Origin of the sequence: Streptomyces sp. NRRL B-24085, from assembly GCF_001282115.1 — a bacterium.
In the GTDB taxonomy this organism is placed as follows: Bacteria; Actinomycetota; Actinomycetes; order Streptomycetales; family Streptomycetaceae; genus Streptomyces.
Genome location: NZ_LJBR01000520.1, coordinates 1 through 3,327, shown reverse-complemented (window position 1 = coordinate 3,327; position 3,327 = coordinate 1). Strand labels below are relative to the sequence as shown.

At 73.4% G+C, this 3,327-nt stretch carries 4 protein-coding genes; all 4 read right to left on the bottom strand.

Annotated features, from left to right (window positions below):
- Nucleotides 1-672: 672 nt before the first annotated feature.
- Genes AOJ26_RS38440 through AOJ26_RS38425 form a run of 4 tightly spaced genes read right to left on the bottom strand, consistent with a single transcriptional unit; the run spans nt 673 to nt 2,871 of the window.
- Complete coding sequence (locus AOJ26_RS38440; protein ID WP_053852980.1) at nt 673-996, bottom strand: DUF202 domain-containing protein; 324 nt, start codon at nt 994-996, stop codon at nt 673-675.
- A complete protein-coding gene (locus tag AOJ26_RS38435) occupies nt 993-1,385 on the bottom strand; it encodes a YidH family protein (protein ID WP_053852981.1) in 393 nt (130 codons plus the stop codon). The genes AOJ26_RS38440 and AOJ26_RS38435 overlap by 4 nt, the downstream gene beginning before the upstream one ends.
- A gap of 39 nt (nt 1,386-1,424) precedes the next feature.
- A complete protein-coding gene (locus tag AOJ26_RS38430) occupies nt 1,425-1,940 on the bottom strand; it encodes an NUDIX hydrolase (RefSeq protein ID WP_053852979.1) in 516 nt (171 codons plus the stop codon).
- Between the two features lie 37 nt (nt 1,941-1,977).
- Nucleotides 1,978-2,871, bottom strand: a complete 894-nt coding sequence (locus tag AOJ26_RS38425) for a DMT family transporter (protein ID WP_053852978.1) — start codon at nt 2,869-2,871, stop codon at nt 1,978-1,980.
- Nucleotides 2,872-3,327: the final 456 nt, after the last annotated feature.

The window sequence follows — 3,327 nt, the reverse complement described above, 5'->3', positions numbered from 1 at the left end:
CCATGCTCAGGTGGGCCCGCTGCCCGGGCTCAGGTGGGGCGTGTCGCTGGTGGTCGCCGGCCGGACCGGGCAGGGGTGCTGGGCTGCACCCAGGCGGGGCGCAGAGCAGCGCGGCGACCATGCTCAGGTGGGCCCGCTGCCCGGGCTCAGGTGGGGCGGGTGGCTGGTGGCTCCCTGCTGGACTGGGCAGGGGCGCTGGGCTGCACTCCGGCGGGGCGTGGGAAGCAGGGCAGCGCGGCGATCTGCCCTGGGCGGGCGCCCTGTCCAGGGCAGCGCGGCGATCTGCCCTGGGCGGGCGCCCTGTCCGAGCTCAGGGCAGGCGTGCCGGGCGGCGCTCCGTTGGGACGTGGGGCGCTATTCGGTGTGCGTGAGGTCGGGCTCGGGCGCGGCGACCATGCTCAGGTGGGCCCGCTGCCCGGGCTCAGGTGGGGCGTGTCGCCGGTGGTCGCCGGCCGGACCGGGCAGGGGCGCTGGGCTGCACTCCGGCGGGGCGTGGGGCGCAGGGCAGCGCGGCGGGCTGCCCTGGGCGGTGCTTCGTCCGAGCTCAGGGCCGGTGGCTGGACGGGCAGGCCTACCGGGCAGCGCTCCGTTGGGACGCGGGCGGGACTCGGTGTGCGTGAGGCCGGCTCGCGTAGAGGCGTACCCCGGGCTCCGGCAGGGGTGTGCGGCCGTTCAGAACACCAGTGCCGTTCCGCAGACAGCCATCGCCACCGTGCACAGCACCGCCGTCGCCGCGGTTCGCGGGACGAGGGGCGGCGGGGTGTCGGACGAGGTCAGGGTGCGGATGCGGCGGTGGGCGAGGTACAGGAAGCCGAGCCACAGCGCGCAACACAGGGCGCAGGCCACGAGTGCGGTGGGGGAGGGGCCGCCGTGCAGGGCCGTCTTCACGGCGAGTACGGCGGAGACGGTGCCCGAGAGGGTCGTACGGCGCCAGGCGAGCCGGGTGCGTTCGGGCTGGAGCCCCGGGTCGCGCTCGGCGGCCGCGCCCTGGCTCATCCCTCCCACCCGACGAGCACGACCACGACCATGGCCACGGCGACCACCGCGACCACCAGGCTCAGCAGCGCCGGGAACCGCGACACCGGCAGGTCCTCGCCCTTGCGCATTGCCCGCTCGCACCGCACCCAGTGGTTGACCGCCCGCAGCGAGCACAGCACGCCCGCGGCGAGCAGCGCGAGCGCCAGGCCGACCCGCCAGCCCCAGCGCAGATCGGGCAGGAACTGGTCCACGGCGAAGCCACCGCCGATCAGCGCGAGTGCGGTGCGCAGCCAGGCCAGGAAGGTGCGCTCGTTGGCCAGGGAGAACCGGTAGTCGGGCGTACGGCCCTCCTGCCGTACCTCCTCGGGGGCGAACCAGACGCGGACGTTCCGTGCGAAATCGATCACGCGCACGAGCCTATCGGGGACAGGGCCCGGACCAGGGGCTCACCCCATCGACCGGTACGCCCTGAGCCGCTCGTAGGCCGCCAGCCCGTCCGGCACCCACTCCCACTCCCGAAGGCGCAGCTCCACCTCGTCCTCGCTGAGGAAGTCGTGCCAGGCGACCTCCTCCACCTGGGGGCTGACCGGGAGCTCGCAGCGGACCTCGTACACCGCGGACCACCAGGTCCGGCCGGCGCCGTCGTCGTACAGGAACTTGAAGAGGTACTCGGGCCGGGGCAGGCCCTCCACCCCGAGCTCCTCCTCCGCCTCGCGCAGGGCCGCGTCGTCGTAGGACTCACCCGCCCCGACCACTCCGCCGACGAACATGTCGTAGAGGGACGGGAAGACCAGCTTGCCGGGTGTCCGACGGTGCACGAAGAGCCAGCCCTGCGCGTCCCTGGCCTGGATGAACACGCAGCGGTGCCGCAGGCCTTTCGCGTAGGCCTCCCCGCGGGGCGACTGTGCGACGACGTTGTCGTCCTCGTCGACGATGTCGAGAATCTCGTCAGCAGCGCTCATGTGCCCATCCAAGCAGCCGTCCCGGCAGGCGCGGGCGTCAGCTCGGCTGGAGGTCCCTCGTCGGTTCCGTGCGGGTCGCTCCGCAGGGCATCGCCGGGTGCATGCCGAGCAGGACGATGCCCGCGACGACGGCCGCGAGGCCCAGGGCCTCCCAGGTCAGCGCGACGGTGTCGGTGCGCAGACGGTCGCCCAGGAAGCCCACCCCGCACACGATCCCGGCGAGCGGCTGGGCCGCGGTCAGGGCGGGCAGCGACATCCGCAGCGGCGCGGTCTCGAACGCGCTCTGCACCAGGACGAGCCCGGTGACGCCGAGCGCCAGGACGGCGTACGGCTGCCAGCTCGTCAGCAGCTCGGCGAGGCCGCCCGCGGAGAAGCGCTGGCCGCTGACCCGGGTGAGGGCGTCCTGGACGCCGTACAGCAGTCCCGCCGCCAGGGCCAGCAGCACCGGGCCGGAGCTGAGGCGGGAGCGCTTGGCGTACGTCGTGAGGAGCAGGGCGAGCCCGATCATGGCGCCGATGATCAGCCAGTGCCGGAAGGGGTCGGTGACGGCCGTGCCGCCGCGTGGCTCGCCCGCCACGATGAACGCGCTCACTCCGCCCGCCAGCAGCGCGAGACCCGCCCAGCCCTGGCGGCCCAGCGGCTGCTTGCTCTGCTTGCGGGAGAGGGCGAGGGCGAACAGCAGGTTCGTGGCGAGGAGTGGTTCGACCAGGGACACCTCGCCCTGACCGAGCGCGATCGCGCCCAGCACCATGCCGGCCACCATCAGTCCGATGCCCCCGAGCCAGCGCGGCACCTTCACCAGGTCGAGGAGCAGTCTGGGGGAGAGGAAGTCGCTCAGCGGGGCCTGGCGCGCCGCGTTCTGCTGCAGCACGAAGCCGAAGCCCAGGCAGCAGGCAGCACCCACGGCGAGAATCAGAACCAGAACCGACACGCTGCGTACCTCGATCGTCCGGCCGGGCGGCGGGGTGGTAGTCGCCGACTGTAGCGTCCCAGCGTCCGGCTTGCCCCTGGGAGTACCCGGATCCGGGCCGTCGACTCGCCCGCCGAACCCCTTCTCGGCGGCGGGGTGTCCCGCCCGTGGTGCGGTGCGGGGTGTCCCGCCCGTGGTGCGGTGCGGGGTGTCCCGCCATGGTGCGGTGCGTCCGAGGCCGACGCCATGGCGTACGCCACAGAAACGGGGCCTTGACCTGTTCCCACCAGCACCGCCTCACCACAACTTCCCCTCACGTATGGAGAGTTGACGCGTGTAACGCGCCTTCGGCCCTTGACGCAAACCATTGGCGGAGGGTTGGCTGTCCGTGATCAGTCGATGGCGGTGTGAATCGGCCCGGTACCCCTTCGCCCCTTCCGCCCCATCCACCACCTCCGCCCACCGCGCCCCCTGTTC